The 15360-nt window shown below is 70.6% G+C and carries 13 protein-coding genes; 10 read left to right on the top strand and 3 right to left on the bottom strand.

The features are described 5' to 3' along the window. Positions 1-102 precede the first annotated feature (102 nt). The 10 genes from GVY64_RS23720 (at position 103) to proB (ending at position 12638) form a co-directional block, all read left to right on the top strand. Positions 103-2781, top strand: coding sequence for a valine--tRNA ligase (locus GVY64_RS23720; RefSeq protein ID WP_159845336.1), 2679 nt, complete (start codon positions 103-105; stop codon positions 2779-2781). Beyond that, positions 2778-4244 (top strand): bifunctional tetrahydrofolate synthase/dihydrofolate synthase, encoded by a 1467-nt coding sequence (gene folC, locus GVY64_RS23715; protein ID WP_442939621.1) that lies wholly within the window; start codon positions 2778-2780, stop codon positions 4242-4244. The genes GVY64_RS23720 and folC overlap by 4 nt, the downstream gene beginning before the upstream one ends. Next, on the top strand, positions 4241-4363 hold the full coding sequence (locus GVY64_RS38765) for a hypothetical protein (RefSeq protein ID WP_267470338.1): 123 nt from the start codon (positions 4241-4243) through the stop codon (positions 4361-4363). Before folC ends, GVY64_RS38765 begins: the two co-directional genes overlap by 4 nt. Next, complete coding sequence (locus tag GVY64_RS23710; protein ID WP_159845332.1) at positions 4360-4776, top strand: DUF4233 domain-containing protein; 417 nt, start codon at positions 4360-4362, stop codon at positions 4774-4776. The genes GVY64_RS38765 and GVY64_RS23710 overlap by 4 nt, the downstream gene beginning before the upstream one ends. A gap of 119 nt (positions 4777-4895) precedes the next feature. Then, positions 4896-5312: a nucleoside-diphosphate kinase gene (ndk, locus tag GVY64_RS23705; RefSeq protein WP_043688631.1), complete on the top strand. Its 417-nt coding sequence runs from the start codon at positions 4896-4898 to the stop codon at positions 5310-5312. 470 nt (positions 5313-5782) lie between these two features. Beyond that, positions 5783-8929, top strand: coding sequence for a translation initiation factor IF-2 N-terminal domain-containing protein (locus GVY64_RS23700; protein WP_159845329.1), 3147 nt, complete (start codon positions 5783-5785; stop codon positions 8927-8929). Positions 8930-9259: 330 nt separating this feature from the next. Further along, a complete protein-coding gene (rplU, locus tag GVY64_RS23695) occupies positions 9260-9571 on the top strand; it encodes a 50S ribosomal protein L21 (protein ID WP_039796660.1) in 312 nt (103 codons plus the stop codon). Between the two features lie 22 nt (positions 9572-9593). Continuing rightward, positions 9594-9860: a 50S ribosomal protein L27 gene (gene rpmA, locus GVY64_RS23690; RefSeq protein ID WP_159845326.1), complete on the top strand. Its 267-nt coding sequence runs from the start codon at positions 9594-9596 to the stop codon at positions 9858-9860. A 122-nt stretch (positions 9861-9982) separates the two neighbouring features. After that, entirely contained in the window at positions 9983-11437 is a 1455-nt protein-coding gene (gene obgE, locus GVY64_RS23685) for a GTPase ObgE (RefSeq protein WP_159845322.1), read from the top strand. 58 nt (positions 11438-11495) lie between these two features. Then, positions 11496-12638, top strand: coding sequence for a glutamate 5-kinase (proB, locus tag GVY64_RS23680; protein WP_442939620.1), 1143 nt, complete (start codon positions 11496-11498; stop codon positions 12636-12638). A gap of 145 nt (positions 12639-12783) precedes the next feature. Here proB and GVY64_RS37315 read toward each other — a convergent pair whose 3' ends face one another. The 3 genes from GVY64_RS37315 to GVY64_RS23660 form a co-directional block, all read right to left on the bottom strand. Continuing rightward, positions 12784-14082 carry a hypothetical protein gene (locus GVY64_RS37315; RefSeq protein WP_201298129.1) on the bottom strand — a complete coding sequence of 433 codons (1299 nt, stop codon included), beginning with the start codon at positions 14080-14082 and terminating at the stop codon, positions 12784-12786. Continuing rightward, a complete protein-coding gene (locus GVY64_RS23665) occupies positions 14079-14453 on the bottom strand; it encodes a hypothetical protein (RefSeq protein ID WP_159845316.1) in 375 nt (124 codons plus the stop codon). Before GVY64_RS23665 ends, GVY64_RS37315 begins: the two co-directional genes overlap by 4 nt. A gap of 93 nt (positions 14454-14546) precedes the next feature. Beyond that, positions 14547-15251 (bottom strand): ESX secretion-associated protein EspG, encoded by a 705-nt coding sequence (locus tag GVY64_RS23660; RefSeq protein WP_159845313.1) that lies wholly within the window; start codon positions 15249-15251, stop codon positions 14547-14549. Between the last annotated feature and the right edge of the window lie 109 nt (positions 15252-15360).

Genomic DNA, 15360 nt, shown 5'->3' with positions numbered 1-15360 from the left:
CTCGCGATTCCCGCGCGGTGTCGACCCGCGGATCCGCCGACCGCAGGCGACCGGGGTCGACCGACCCGAGGTGGGCGGATCGGCGGGCTCTAGAATCGCGGGGTGACCAGCGCAGCCCCTGACAACACGCGTAATCGTGCCGATGCCCTCCCCAAGAGCTGGACTCCCGGCGAGGTGGAGGCCGAGATGTACGAGCGCTGGGTAGCCGCGGGCTATTTCACCGCCGATCCGGGCAGCGGCAAGCCGGCCTATTCGATCGTGCTGCCGCCGCCCAACGTCACCGGCACGCTGCACATGGGCCACGCACTCGACCACACCTTGATGGACACGCTCTCGCGCCGCAAGCGCATGCAGGGCTACGAGGTGCTCTGGCTGCCCGGCATGGACCACGCGGGCATCGCCACCCAGACCGTGGTGGAGAAGCAGCTGGCGGTGGACGGCAAGACGAAGGAAGACTTCGGCCGCGAACTGTTCGTGCAGAAGGTGTGGGACTGGAAGCGGGAATCCGGCGGCGCCATCCAATGGCAGATGCGCGCGCTCGGCGACGGTGTCGACTGGAGCCGGGACCGCTTCACCATGGACGAGGGTCTGTCGCGCGCCGTGCAGACCATGTTCAAGCGACTCTACGACGCGGGCCTGATCTACCGCGCCGAGCGGCTGGTGAACTGGTCGCCGGAGCTGCGCACCGCGATCTCCGACATCGAGGTGAAGTACGAGGACGTGGAAGGCGAGCTGGTCTCGCTGCGCTACGGCTCGCTCGCCGACGACGAACCGCACGTCGTGGTGGCCACCACCCGGGTGGAGACCATGCTCGGCGACACGGCCGTGGCGGTGCATCCGGAGGACCCGCGTTACCGGGCCTTGATCGGCACCACTCTGGAGCACCCGATCACCGGGCGGCAGATCCCGATCATCGCCGACGACTACGTCGATCCCGAATTCGGCTCGGGCGCGGTGAAGATCACTCCGGCCCACGACCCCAACGACTTCGAGATGGGTCTGCGGCACGGGCTGCCGATGCCGACCATCATGGACGAGCGTGGCCGGATCACCGGCACCGGAACCGAATTCGACGGCATGGACCGTTTCGAGGCGCGCGTCAAGGTGCGCGAGCGGCTCGCGCGCGAGGGCAGGGTGGTCGCCGAGAAGCGGCCCTACCTGCACAGCGTCGGGCACTCCGAGCGCACCGGCGAGCCGATCGAGCCGCGGCTGTCCATGCAGTGGTGGGTGAAGGTCGAGTCGCTGGCCAAGGCCGCCGGTGACGCCGTCCGCAACGGCGACACCGTGATCCACCCCAAGAGCCAGGAGCCGCGCTGGTTCGGCTGGGTCGACGACATGCACGACTGGTGCATCTCGCGCCAGCTGTGGTGGGGTCACCGCATCCCGATCTGGTACGGCCCCGAGGGTGAAGTGGTGTGCGTCGGGCCCGACGAGCAGGCGCCCGAAGGCTGGGTGCAGGACCCGGATGTGCTGGACACCTGGTTCTCCTCCGGCCTGTGGCCGTTCTCCACGATGGGCTGGCCGCACGCCACCGCCGAACTCGAGAAGTTCTATCCCACCAGCGTGCTCGTCACCGGCTACGACATCCTGTTCTTCTGGGTGGCGCGGATGATGATGTTCGGCACCTACGTCGCCGAGGACGCCGCGCTGACCGCGGGCAAGGGCGGCGAGCGCCAGGTGCCGTTCAAGGACGTCTTCCTGCACGGCCTGATCCGTGACCAGTTCGGCAAGAAGATGTCCAAGTCGCGCGGCAACGGCATCGACCCGCTGGATTGGATCAACGCCTTCGGCGCCGACGCCACCCGGTTCACCCTCGCGCGCGGCGCGCAGCCGGGCGGCGACCTCTCGGTCGGCGAGCCGCACGTGCTCGCCTCACGCAGCTTCGTGACCAAGCTGTTCAACGCGACCAAGTTCGCGCTGATGAACGGCGCGCGGGTGGGCGACCTGCCCGACCGCGCGCAACTCACCGACGCCGACCGCTGGATCCTGGACCGGCTGGACGCGGTGCGCGCCGAAGCCGACGCCGCGTTCGACGCCTACGAGTTCGGCAAGGCCTGCGAGGCCCTCTACCACTTCGCCTGGGACGAGCTGTGCGACTGGTACCTGGAACTGGCCAAGGTGCAGTTCGCCGCCGACGGCGCGCGCGCCGAGGCGACCCAGCTCGTGCTCGGCTCCGTGCTCGACGCCGTGCTGCGCCTGCTGCATCCGGTCATCCCGTTCGTCACCGAGACGTTGTGGCAGGCGCTGACCGGCGGCGAGTCGGTGGTGGTCGCGCCGTGGCCGCAGGCATCCGGTGTGCCCGCGGATCAGGAAGGCGCGCAACGTATCTCCGATACGCAGCGGTTGATCACGGAGATCCGGCGGTTCCGCAGCGACCAAGGCCTGGCGGACAAGCAGAAGGTCGCGGCCAAGCTGATCGGCCTGGACGCGGCCGGCCTCGGCGAGCAGGCGGCGTCGGTGGCGAACCTGGCGCGGCTCACCGAGCCCGGGTCCGAGTTCGCCGCCACCGCGTCGGTGGAGGTCCGCCTGAGCGCCGGAACGGTCACCGTGGAGCTGGACACCTCGGGCGCGGTCGACCTGGACGCCGAACGCCGCAGGCTGGAGAAGGACCTCGCCGCCGCGCAGAAGGAGCTCCAGGGCACCGCCGCCAAGCTCGGCAACGAGGCGTTCCTGGCCAAGGCGCCCGAGCACGTGGTCGACAAGATCCGCGGCAGGCAGCAGATCGCCTCCGACGAGGTGGCGCGGATCGGGGCGCGACTGGCGGAGTTGAGCGGCAAGTGAACCAAGAGCCGGAACCGCAATACGGCGACGACGAGAGCCGTGGCGGCGGTGCGCGGCTCGGCTCCGGTCCCTCTCCGGTGGAGCTGGCCGAGATGGCGCTGGTCGAGGCGGAACTCGACCGGCGCTGGCCGGAGACCAAGATCGAGCCCTCGCTCACCCGGATCGCCACGCTGATGGATCTGCTGGGCTCACCACAGCAGAGCTACCCGGCGATCCACATCGCGGGCACCAACGGCAAGACCTCGGTGACCAGGATGATCGACGCGCTGCTCACCGCGCTGCATCGGCGCACCGGCCGGATCACCAGTCCGCATCTGCAACTGGCCACCGAGCGGATCAGTATCGACAACGCGCCGATCACGCCCGCGCGGTACGTGGAGATCTACCGCGAGTTGCTGCCGTACGTCGAAATGATCGACAAGCAGTCGGCGGCCGCGGGCGGTCCCGCGATGAGCAAGTTCGAGGTGCTCACCGGCATGGCGTTCGCCGCCTTCGCCGAGGCGCCGGTCGACGTGGCCGTCGTCGAGACGGGATTGGGCGGCACCTGGGACGCCACGAACGTGGTGGACGGGCAGGTCGCGGTGATCACGCCGATCGGCTTGGATCACACCGAATACCTCGGCCCGGATCTCGCCTCGATCGCGGGCGAGAAGGCCGGGATCATCAAACGCGCCCCGGAGGGCCTGGTCCCGCGCGACAACGTCGCGGTGATCGCGCAGCAGGAACCGGAGGCGATGGAGGTGCTGCTGCGCCGCGCCGTCGAGATGGACGCCGCGGTCGCGCGCGAGGGCTCGGAGTTCCGCGTGCTCGCCCGGCAGATCGCGGTGGGCGGGCAGCAACTCGAGTTGCAGGGCCTCGGCGGGGTGTACGACGAGATCTTCCTGCCATTGCACGGCGAGCACCAAGCGCGCAACGCGGTGCTCGCGCTGGCGGCGGTGGAGGCGTTCTTCGGCGCGGGCGCGCAGCGCAAGCTCGACGTGGACGCCGTGCGCGCCGGTTTCGCGAGCGTCACCAGCCCCGGGCGGCTGGAGCGGATGCGCAGCGCGCCCACCATCTTCATCGACGCCGCGCACAATCCGGCCGGTGCGCAGGCGCTGGCCGCGACGCTGACCGACGAGTTCGACTTCCGCAAACTGGTCGGCGTGGTCGCGGTGCTCGGTGACAAGGACGCCGACGGCATCCTCACCGCGCTGGAGCCGGTGCTGGACGAGATCGTCGTCACCAGCAACGGTTCGCCCCGCGCGCTGGACGTGGAGACGCTCGCCGACCTCGCGGTCCAGCGGTTCGGTGACGAGCGCGTGGTCTCCGCCGCCACCCTGCCCGACGCGCTGGAGACCGCGATCGCGATCGCCGAAGAGGTGGGCGACGCGGGCGAGATGGTCTCCGGCGCCGGAGTGATCGTGACGGGTTCGGTGGTCACGGCGGGCGCGGCCCGCGCGCTGTTCGGGAAGGACCCGGCGTGAGCGCCGGGTGCGCGGACGGCGGCCTATCCGGCCACGGCGGGCCCGTGGCCGCCGAGAACCACCGCAGGAACGCCGGACGCTTCGTGAGCCCGGTGGACGCCGAGGAGGGCGCAGCATGAGCGAACCGGCCGACCGAGACGAGCAGGCGGTGCCCGCCCCAGCGACCGACCCGTGGAAGGGCTTCCGCGGGGTGATGGCGGGGACGCTGGTGCTCGAGGCGATCGTGGTGCTGCTGGCCCTGCCGGTGGTGGCGGATGTCGGGGGCGGGGTGACCTGGTTGTCGGGCACCTATCTCGTGGTTCTCGCGGTGGTGATGTTCCTCGGGGCCGGGGTGCAGCGGCGGTCCTGGGCATTGCCGTTCAATCTCGGCCTGCAAGTGCTGGTCCTGCTCGGTGCGTTCATCCACCTGTCCATCGGTGTGATCGGCGTGGTGTTCGGCGTGGTCTGGGGCTTCATCCTGGTGCTGCGCGCAGATGTGCGCGGCCGGATGGAGAAGGGCCTGCTGCCCAGCCAGCGCATCCAGCGGTCGTAGCCGCGAGGCGGCAGGCGAGGACGCTGCCGGTGTGTTGCCGAGGGGGCGGCGGCGCCGCGACGCCGATCAGCCGGACCGCTGGTGCGCTGCCCGAAAGTGTGCCGGATAGGCTGTTCGCCGTGACTGAGCAGACGTTGGTACTCATCAAGCCGGACGGTGTGGCCCGTGGCCTTGTCGGCGAGGTGCTGGCACGAATCGAGCGCAAGGGCCTGAAGATCGTCGCCCTCGAACTGAAGCACGTGTCGGAGGAACTGGCCGAGGGCCACTACGCCGAGCACGCCGAGAAGCCGTTCTTCGGATCCCTGATCGAGTTCATCACCTCGGGCCCGGTCGTCGCGGCCATCCTGGAGGGCCCCCGCGCCATCGCCGCGTTCCGCCAGATCGCCGGCGGCACCGATCCGGTGGAGAAGGCCGTGCCGGGCAGCATTCGCGGAGACTTCGCTCTGGAGACCCAGGAGAACCTGGTCCACGGCTCGGATTCGCCCGAATCGGCCAAGCGGGAGATCGCGCTCTGGTTCCCCGAGCGGCCCGCCTGACGACGTCTCGATCGTCGTGCCCGCGCCGCCGTGACACCGGTGTTCGCGCCGCGGGCCGGACCGAGTCGAGCGCCGATGGCGAACGCCCGGCGCGGGGTGTGGGATACTGGCATCGGCTGCTCTCGACGCCGACTGTTCGTGCAGGTGCGCGAACGAGACGTGACGAGCGCAGCCGGATGACACCACGGCTCGATGCCGATCATCGCTGCCATGGACAAACGGCCTGGTCACCGGGTCGGCTGTCCGTGTAGGCACGCTGGATGAGCGCTCGAACCGCGGAGTTCAGCCATACAGCCAGGCGCCGCGTGACCAGTTAGCCCGAACGACGAACAACCGAGGAGATAACCGGGCACGCGGGGCGAGACCACTTGATCTCGCGCCCACCGGGTGCGAGTCGAACGGACAGCGCCCCCGCGTCGGCCGCGTCACTCCCGCCGGGAGGGACGCGCCCGGGGGCCCGAGGAGACTTCGTGGCCGATCAAGAGCCGCTGGATACAACATCACAGGATGCCGAACAATTGCCGGAGCGAATCCGAGTTCACGCACTCGCCAAGCTGCTGGGGGTGACCAGCAAGCGCATCCTGGCCAAGCTGACCGAGATGGGGGCGGACGCGCGTAGCGCGCAGTCGAACGTCGACCGGGCCGTCGCGGAGTCGGTGCGCGACGCCTTGGTGACGGTCGAGGCCGACGCCGCCGCCGAACAGCCTGCCGTGGAGCAGGCCGAGCCCCCCGCACCGGCGCAGGCCGCCGAGCCCGCGGCGGACGCGGCCGAACCGCCACAACCACCGCGCGCAGCCCAGGCCGACGCTTCCTTCACCGGTGCGGGCGTCATCTTCTCCGCACCGGACGTGTCGAGCCCCTCGCAGCCGTCCACCGGCGCGACGGCGCACCACACGCAGCTGTTCACGCACGTGGAGCGACCAGAGGCCGAGCCGGTGGTCTCGGCGGTGTTCGAGTCCGCCGCCGTCGTGCAGGCGCCGCTGTTCCTTCCACCGGACGCCGCGGCCGCCGAGCAGGCGCGCAGACAGCGGCGCGCCGAGCGAGAAGCCCGGCACACCGAGCAGCAGGCGCCCGAGCCCGCCGAGGACGAGACCGAGGTCACCGAGGACGAGCGCGAGTCGGCCGACCAGCAGGGCGACGCAGACGGCCAGCCCCGGCGCAGGCGCCGTGGCCGCCGGGGGCGTGGCCGTGGCCGGGGTGAGCAGCAGTCCGAGGGCGAGGACGCCGACGACGAGACCGACACCGACACCGAGACCGTGGACGAGCCGGCCACCGCCGCTTCCGAGCCCGCCGAGGCGGAGTCCGCGGAGACCGGCGAGGGCGAGGACGAGGACGGCGTGCCGGAAGGCTCGAGCCGTCGCCGCCGTCGCCGTCGCCGTCGCAAGGTGGCCGGTGAGTCCGGCGAGAACGAGGCCGCCGACGACGATCCGCCGAACACGGTCGTGCACGAGCGCGAGCCGCGCAACAAAGCCCGCAGCCGCGCCGCGTCCGACGAGGTCCAGGGCATCACCGGCTCCACAAGGCTGGAAGCCAAGCGGCAGCGCCGTCGCGACGGACGCGAGGCAGGCCGCCGCCGTCCGCCGATCCTGACCGAGTCGGAGTTCCTGGCCCGGCGAGAGGCCGTGGACCGCGTGATGGTCGTGCGCGAGAAGTCCTTCCCGGACCACCCCACCGCGACGCAGGTGGCCGTGCTCGAGGACAACGTGCTGGTCGAGCACTTCGTGACCAGCACCGGCTCCGCGTCCATGGTGGGCAACGTCTACCTGGGCAAGGTGCAGAACGTGCTGCCCAGCATGGAAGCCGCGTTCGTCGACATCGGCCGCGGCCGCAACGGCGTGCTCTACGCCGGTGAGGTCAACTGGGAGGCCGCCGGTCTCGGCGGCAGAGAGCGCAAGATCGAGCAGGCGCTCAAGCCCGGCGACCAGGTGCTGGTCCAGGTGAGCAAGGACCCGGTCGGCCACAAGGGCGCGCGGTTGACCACGCAGATCAGCCTGGCCGGTCGGTTCCTGGTGTACGTGCCCGGCGGCACCTCCACCGGCATCAGCCGCAAGCTGCCCGACACCGAGCGCAAGCGGCTGAAGGAGATCCTGCGCGACATCGTGCCCGCCGACGCCGGTGTGATCATCCGCACCGCTTCCGAAGGCGTCAGCGAGACCGAGCTGGCCCGCGACGTGGAGCGGCTGCAGGCCACCTGGCGCACGATCCAGGAGCAGACCGGCAAGGACAACAACGCGCCCAAGACGCTCTACGAAGAGCCCGACCTGCTGGTCAAGGTCATCCGCGACCTGTTCAACGAGGACTTCTCCAAGCTGGTCATCGAGGGTGACCGGGCCTGGAGCACGGTCGAGAAGTACATCGGCACCGTCGCGCCGGATCTGCTCGCCCGGGTCGACCGGCACGAGAACAACGGCGTCGACGTGTTCGAGACCTACCGGATCGATGAGCAGTTGGCCAAGGCGCTGGATCGCAAGGTGTGGCTGCCGTCGGGCGGCACCCTGGTGATCGACCGCACCGAGGCCATGACGGTGATCGACGTGAACACCGGCAAGTTCACCGGTTCCGGCGGCAGCAATCTGGAAGAGACGGTCACCAGGAACAACCTGGAGGCGGCCGAGGAGATCGTGCGCCAGATGCGGCTGCGCGACATCGGCGGCATGATCGTCGTCGACTTCATCGACATGGTGCTCGAGTCCAATCGCGATCTGGTGCTGCGCCGCCTGACCGAGGCGCTGGGCCGGGACCGCACCCGCCACCAGGTCTCCGAGGTCACCTCGCTGGGGCTGGTCCAGATGACCCGTAAGAAGCTCGGCACCGGCCTGGTCGAGGCGTTCTCCACCACCTGCGAGCACTGCCACGGCCGCGGCCTCCTCGTGCACACCTACCCGGTGGAGCCCGGTTCCGGCGAAGAGACCGCAGGGCGCACCCGCGAGAGCGGTTCGCGCAGGCGGCGGGGCCGGGACAAGGGTGCGGCCGCGCCCGCCCAGCCGGCGAACGGATCCGGTCCCGCGCCCGAGCACCCCGAGGAGGGGGCGGTGGTCAAGCGGGCGCATCCGGTGGCGCTGGCGATGGCGGCGCACCAGTCCGAGGAGCCCGAACAAGCCGAGGACGCCGTCGAGCCGCAGGTCGCGGCCGCCGACGAACCCGCCGCGGAGCCGGTGGTCGCGGAGACCGTCGAAGCTGCGGTGGCGGTGCCCGCCGAGGAGCCGGAGACCGAGCCCGCCGAAGTGGTCGAGGTCATCGAGGAAGTCGAGAAGGTCGAGCCGGTACCGGCGGAGGAGCCGGTCTCCGTCGCGGAGTCCGCTCCGGCCGCCGAGCCCGAGCCCGTCGCCGAACCCGTCTCGGCTGCCGAGCCCGTTCCGGCATCGGAGAACGGAGCGGCCGCCAACGGTGTCGCCGAATCCGCCGTCCGTCCGGCTCGTCGCCGAAGGGTTGCCCGTTCGGCCGCCGCGCCCGCGGCGGACAGTTCGGGCGCGGTGTTCGTGCTGCCCACCGGCGATCAGGTGTCCGCGCCCTCGGTCGACTACTCCCAGCCGGAGCCGGTCGAATTGCCGCAGCGCAACCGGCCGCGCAGGCGGTCGGTCGGCCGCCCCGCCGGTGCGCCCGAAGCGTCGAACTGAGTTCTCGCGCCCGTTCCGTGGCCCCTGCCGGTCGTTCCGGTGGGGGCCACGTGCGTCTCGGCAGCGAACCGGTGGCATCACCGCGGCGTGGGCGTGGACGCCGGTTTGGTCGTCGCGGTGGCCGTCCTGTAATCTTGGACAGTCGCTGCCCGGTGACAACATGTTTTGTCTCCGTGGCCCGGTTCTCGACAGTTCTATACCGAGAGCCACCAGATGCCGAGGCGGTGGCGATTACCAGACCAGTCGTGTGGCGGTTTCCGGTGGTTTCAGACCGGAGGAGTCGCTGCGTGAGCAAGTGCCGAGCACTATAGGAAGAAGGGCAGCCGACCGATGGCAACGTACGCGATCGTCAAGACCGGCGGAAAGCAGTACAAGGTCGCGGTCGGTGACCTGGTGAAGGTCGAGAAGATCGAGGGTGCGCCGGGCACCGCCGTGGCGCTGGATCCCGTTCTCGTCGTCGATGGCGCGGAGCTGACCACCGATGCCGACAAGCTGGCCAAGGTCTCCGTGGCCGCCGAGGTGGTCGAGCAGACCAAGGGCCCGAAGATCCGCATCCACAAGTTCAAGAACAAGACCGGCTACCACAAGCGCCAGGGTCACCGTCAGCCGCTGACGGTCCTCAAGGTCACCGGCATCAAGTAAGACATCCCGAGGAGAACCAGCTATGGCACACAAGAAGGGCGCGTCCAGCTCCCGGAACGGACGTGATTCCAACGCCCAGCGACTCGGCGTCAAGCGCTTCGGCGGCCAGTCGGTCAAGGCGGGCGAGATCCTGGTGCGTCAGCGCGGCACCCACTTCCACCCCGGCGTGAACGTCGGCCGTGGCGGTGACGACACCCTGTTCGCCCTGGCGGCGGGCGCGGTGGAGTTCGGCACCAAGCGTGGACGCAAGACCGTCAACATCGTGATCCCGGAGCCGGTTCAGGCCTGACCGCCGAACCACCTCCGGATTTACAGCGAGCGGGTCAGGGTCTCGGAACCCTGGCCCGTTTTTCGTGTTCTCGAACGACCGGCGCCCAGTACGACCAGTCCCGAAGGAGGATGATTCGGCGTATGTCCAAGTTCATCGACCGCGTCGTACTACATGTGCGTGCGGGTAAAGGCGGCCACGGTTGCGCCTCGGTGCACCGCGAGAAGTTCAAGCCGCTCGGCGGGCCGGACGGCGGCAACGGCGGCAACGGCGGAGACGTGATCCTCGAGGTCGACTCCAATGTGCACACCCTGCTGGACTTCCACTTCCACCCGCACGCGAAGGCGGGCAACGGCAAACCGGGCGAGGGCGGTAACCGGGACGGCAAGCAGGGCGGCGACCTGGTGCTGAAGGTGCCCGACGGCACCGTTGTGCTCGACGACGACGGCAAAGTAATCGTCGACCTGGTCGGTGCCGGCAACCGTTTCATCGTCGCGCGTGGCGGCCGGGGCGGGCTCGGCAATGCCGCGCTGGCGTCGAAGGCCCGCAAGGCGCCGGGTTTCGCGCTGCTCGGCGAGGACGGCGAAGAACTGGACCTGGTTCTGGAACTGAAGTCGGTAGCCGATGTCGGGCTCGTCGGCTTCCCTTCGGCGGGCAAGTCCTCACTGGTCTCGGTGCTGTCGGCGGCCAAGCCGAAGATCGCCGACTACCCGTTCACCACGCTCGTGCCCAATCTCGGCGTCGTCGCCAGCGGGGACACCACCTTCACAGTCGCCGATGTGCCCGGGCTGATTCCCGGCGCCAGTGAGGGCCGCGGACTGGGCCTGGATTTCCTGCGGCACCTCGAGCGCTGCGCGGTGCTCGCCCACGTGGTGGACTGCGCGACGCTGGAACCGGGCCGCGACCCCGTCTCCGACGTCGATGCGCTCGAAGCCGAGCTCGCCGCCTATCAGCCCGCGCTGAGCGCGGACGCCGGGCTCGGCGATCTGGCCGACCGGCCCCGGGTGGTGATCTTGAACAAGATCGACGTGCCCGACGCGGCCGAACTGGCCGAGATGGTGACTCCGGAGTTCACCGAGCGCGGCTGGCCGGTGTTCGAGATCTCCGCGGTGAGCCGGGCGGGCCTGCGCCCGCTGACCTTCGCTCTCGCCGACCTGGTGCGCCGGTACCGCGAGGAGCACCCGCGGGCCGCGCCGAAGCGCCCGGTCATCCGCCCGATCGCGGTGGACGAGACCGGATTCAGCGTCATCGCCGACCCGGAGGAGCCGGGCGGCTTCATCGTGCGCGGTACCCGGCCGGAGCGCTGGGTGCGGCAGACCCAATTCGACAACGACGAAGCCGTCGGCTATCTGGCCGATCGTCTGGCCCGCCTGGGCGTGGAAGACGAGCTGGTGCGGCAGGGCGCGGAACCGGGCGCACCGGTGACCATCGGCGACGTGACGTTCGACTGGGAGCCGCAGATCTCGGCGGGCATCGACATGGTGCCCACCGGGCGCGGCACCGACATCCGGCTGGAGCAGACCGACCGGGTCAGCGCGGCCGAGCGCAAGCACGCGTCCCGGGTGCGACGCGGGCTGGTACGGGAAGACGAGGAGTAGCCGGGGCGTTCGTCCCGGCTACCGTGGATTCGATTGTGGTGCAGGGAGTTCGGTGGCGATGCGGGTGAGGTCTATCAGCGCCGAGGCGGATTCCTCGGGCCTGAGCGAGGCGCGGCTGGCGATCGCGGCGGCGCGCCGGGTCGTGGTGAAGATCGGTTCGTCGGCGCTGACCAGTCTGAAGGGCGGTCTGGACACCGCTCGGCTGGATCGGCTCGCGGACGCGGTGGAGGCGCGGATGCGCGCCGGATCCGACGTGGTGGTCGTGTCCTCCGGCGCGATCGGCGCCGGTATCGCGCCACTCGGCTTGACCAGCCGTCCGCGTGACCTGGCCACCAAGCAGGCCGCCGCGAGCGTCGGGCAGCTCGCCCTCGCGCACGCGTGGGGCACGTCGTTCGCCCGCTACCACCGCACGGTCGGGCAGGTGCTGCTGAGCGCCGACGACTTCGCGCGCCGCGAGCACCACCGCAATGCGCAGCGCACTCTCGACCGTCTGCGCTCGCTCGGTGCGGTGGCCGTGGTGAACGAGAACGACACGGTCGCGACGGAGGAGATCCGCTTCGGCGACAACGACCGGCTCGCCGCGCTGGTCGCCCACCTGGTCGGCGCCGACGCGCTCGTGCTGCTGTCGGACGTGGCGGGCCTCTACGACGGCGACCCGCGCAAAGGAGCGGCCACGCTGATCCCCGAAGTGCGCAGCAGCGCCGACCTGGACGGCGTGATCGCGGGCAGCGGCGGTGCGCTCGGCACCGGCGGCATGGCGTCCAAGCTGTCGGCGGCGCGGCTGGCCGCGGACGCCGGCGTGCCGGTCTTGCTCGCCGCCGCCTCGTCGGCCGCCACCGCGCTGACCACCGGCACCGTGGGCACCGCGTTCGCCGCGCGCCCGGTGCGGTTGTCCGCCCGCAAGTTCTGGGTCCGGCACGCCGCCGACAGCCGCGGCGCGCTGCTCATCGACGACGGCGCCGTCCAAGCGGTGGCCCATCGGCGCCGGTCGCTGCTCGCGGCCGGGATCGTGGGCGTCCGCGGCCGCTTCTACGGTGGCGACGTGGTCGACCTGGTCGCGCCCGACGGCCGCGTGGTCGCCCGTGGCGTCGTCGAATACGACAGCACCGAACTGGCGGGCATGCTCGGCCGTTCCACCGCCGAACTCCCCGACACCATGCAACGGCCCGTCATCCACGCCGACGACCTGGTCAAGGTCTGAGCGCACCTGGTGCTGAACCCGCGGCCGGGCACCGGCGCACACCGGATGTCGAGTCTTCTCTGTCCAGTTCGCCACTGATGGTGAAGTGTCGGGGGCCGGATTCGGCTCCGGCCCCGCAACGCTATGACCGTGTCCCCGCGAGCTGTCAGGACGGCACGACGCCGGGTTGATTGGTCGTCGGAATCTGCTGCTGGCTGCCATCCACCGGCCCGGTGACTCCGGGTTGGCCGTTCGGGTCGGGCATCGGTACCGCGGGGCCGGGCGCAGGAGACGGTGCGGGCGGCGGCGGTGCGGGCTGCGGGCTCGGCGGAGGCGGGCTCGGCGGTTGCGTCGGTTCCGGGACCTGCGGCGCGGGTGGTGCCGCTGGGGTCGGCGGTGGCGCGGGGGCAGGGGGTGCCGGTGGCGGCGGTGGTGCGGACGAACTCGGCGGTTGCGTCGGTTCCGGGACCTGCGGCGCGGGTGGTGCCGCTGGGGTCGGCGGTGGCGCGGGGGCAGGGGGTGCCGGTGGCGGCGGCGGTGCGGACGAACTCGGCGGTTGCGTCGGCTCCGGGGCTTGCGGCGCCGGAGGCGTACTCGGCGGTGTGGTGGGCGGCGGCGCGGTCGTGGACGGTGCCTGCTGGGTCGGCGGAGCCGGCTCAGGTGACGGCGTCGTGGGCTGCGGCGCCTGAGTGGACGGAGCCTGCTGCGGTGGCGGAGCCTGCTGGGCGGGCGGCTCGGAAGGGGTTCGCTGCGGATCCGGTTTCGGCTGGACCTGCGGCGCCGGATTGTGCGACGGCGCGGACGATTCCGGTGCGGGAGGCGCGGGTTGCGTTGTGTCCGGCGACCATTGGCCGTTCGGCGGCGTCTGTTCCGGCGCCGAGTATCGCGGCGTGCCGGGGGAGACCGAGGGCGGAGCGGCCGGTGCGGCGACCGCGGGTGGTTCGGGCAGCGCGGGCACGGCGCTACCCGCGGCGGAATAGGCGGGCTTGTAGACCATGTTCATCGCGAGCACGGCCTCCTGGCGCAGCGCTTCTTGCGCCATCTGCGCGTCGATGACGTGCGCCGCCTCCAGCAGTTGCGCGATCGCGCCCACCGGTCCGGAAGCACCCGGCGGCACCACCGCGAGTTTGACCGCCTCGGCGGCCGCGGCGACGCCACCGAGCCGGGCGCCGACTTGACCCAGCACCGCGGCCAGTTCGTCGGCCGATGCCGCGAAACTGCGTGCGCAAGCCTGAGCGGCGTCGGCGGCGGCGCCTTTCCATTCGGCCGTGTCCATCACGCGGTCCACCCCGGCGTGGGTGAGCGGGAACGACGTGGTGAGCGCCCCTGCCGCCTCGAGCCAGATCGTCGAGGCGCGCAGCACCTGCGCGGCGTCGATCTGCTGCGCTTTCGCGTAGATCTCCTCGTGCCGCAGGGACTCGAAATGCTCCATCGAGCTGATGTAAGTGGGATCCGTGCCGGTCATCGGGGCAACCTCGTCCGGACCGCGCGCAGGGCGGCGGCGCCGGCGGCGTCGGCCTCTTCGAACAGTCCTCCGCTGATCAGGAACGCTTCCTTCATGCGGTAGGCCGCTTCGATGTAGTGGTCGAGCAGCGCCGCCGCGTCCCGCGCTTTGTGGCCGAATCCGGCCTGTAACTGCTGCGCGGAGATGAACCCGCCGAATCCACCGAGTTCCGCCGCGGATTCGAGGCTCTGCTGTAGGTGGAGCAGCCGATCGGCCTGGCATTCGTACATTTCGGCGCACTGCCGAGCCGCCGCCGGGTCGAACTGGACGGTCCCGGCCTGCGCGGCCTGCTTGAATCGGGCGATATCGGCTCGGTTGGTCTCGATCGTCATCGCTCACCCCTGAGATCGGTCGGTCCGCCCCAGACTAACCGGAAGCCCGGTGCCGGGTCAGCAATAGGCCGCGGCCGCGGTCACGAAAGACGGCTATATCGGTATGCGCTTCTGCAATTGGGTGGCGATCTGCTCGACGGAAGCAGGTGCGATGCGCACTTCGTCGCCCGCTTTGATCAGATATCGCCCGTCGTCGCGGACATCGATCCAGGTGTAGTGGATCGGCGGGGGCGGCGTCGGACGATCGAGCCGCGGTTCGATTCTGATGTGCCCCTCGGCGGTGTGCGGTTCGAGCAGCAGCTTGCGAATTCGCGGCGCCGCCTGTTGCCGCGCCGGCACGGTCTCCTGGTCGCGTACCGCGTCACCCGGCGCGACGCGCGCGGGTTCGCGGCCCGCCGGAGTCTTCGGCAGCAGCGCCGCGATCCGCCGGCCCAATTTGGCACTGTGCCCGATCGAAATACGCACGATTCCACCGAAATCCGGGCTCGTGCCGGGTTCCTGCACCGCGAGCACGGCACGGTCGTAGATGGCCGCGGCCAGCAGACGCAGTTCGCCGCCCGGCCGGTGCGTACCGCCGATCGCCACGATCCTGGTGTGCGGCTCGGCCAGAATACGCAGGCAAGCCGAGAGGTCGGGGTCGGAGCGGAGCGGCAGCCGCTCGGCCAGGACGATGCGCAACTTCTCGGCCTCGTCCTCGGTACGGGGCGTCTCCAGGATGCGCAGCGGGTACGGGTGCCGATCCAGATCCGTTTCGCGCCAGATATGGGCGAACTCGTCCGGAGTGAAGGTCCATTCCACGGCCGAATCACATCCTCACCGAACCGCCAATGCTGCTCGTAGCCTAGCGGTCTCGGCGCCGGGAGTCCGGATGTACCGCACGGCGACGCTCCGGTCACCGCGCAGGCTT

The sequence above is a fragment of the Nocardia sp. CY41 genome, from assembly GCF_009829325.1.
Taxonomy (GTDB): Bacteria; Actinomycetota; Actinomycetes; order Mycobacteriales; family Mycobacteriaceae; genus Nocardia.
The sequence above is the reverse complement of the archived record's forward strand: the minus strand, read 5'-3'. Positions and strand labels throughout refer to the sequence as shown.